Raw genomic sequence first — 787 nt, 5'->3', positions numbered from 1 at the left:
CACTACAAATATAGTCAGGCGTCAATTCCCCTTTTTTAGCCTTTTGCCATAACTCATCTAGCAAAGGGGGAATCTTCTCTTCATTAAGTTTAGTGCGCATTTTTTTAATATAATTTACCCTAAATTCGCCTTCAGGATAGTTTTCACCGGCCAATATATTTAAATACTCGTAAAACCTATGCCTAGCACGCTCCTTTCGTTCTGGAAGTCCAATTCTGTGTAAACCTAAAAAGTCCTCAATATGAGAATCTTTAAGTCCCGCAATACACAAATCAATCGGTTGATCATACTGCCAAAAAACAGTAGGGTTAATATTCTCTAAAGATTTTTTAAGCCAAATAATTGAATAAAACCACCTTGCAGGAATAACTTTCAAATCATTTAAGTTTACCTCCCAAGTTTGAGATATATAAATATAACTTTTAAACTTATCACCAAAAAGTATTGTAAATATTCTTTCTTCAAGTCCACCCATAAAACCATCATAAAATCCATCTTTAGGGTTATAACGAAAAACGGTCCCAGCGTTTCTTGTAAAAATTTCTATTGACGTTTTATAGTGATCATAGATGATATCATCTGGCATTTTCCAGACATAGGAGACAATTTCATTCCAGCACGCTTGACTCTGATCAGGATGAAACCAAAGCATAAATAACAAAGGAATTGGCATAGGATTATCAATATAATCATATTCTGGCCTAACACCTTTGATAAAGTAATCTTTTAAATAGCCTCGTTGCTTTCGATTAAAAACATCCGTTTGTTTGACTTTTTTTTCAAGATA

1 protein-coding gene is annotated in these 787 nt (G+C 33.3%); it reads right to left on the bottom strand.

The genetic code is table 11. The features are described 5' to 3' along the window. A partial coding sequence (locus tag KCG35_RS25830) for a hypothetical protein (protein WP_215822764.1) occupies positions 1-787 on the bottom strand: 787 nt, incomplete at both ends.

The organism is Zooshikella harenae (assembly GCF_018837975.1).
In the GTDB taxonomy this organism is placed as follows: domain Bacteria; phylum Pseudomonadota; class Gammaproteobacteria; order Pseudomonadales; family Zooshikellaceae; genus Zooshikella; species Zooshikella harenae.
This window is presented reverse-complemented; position numbering and strand designations above follow the sequence as displayed.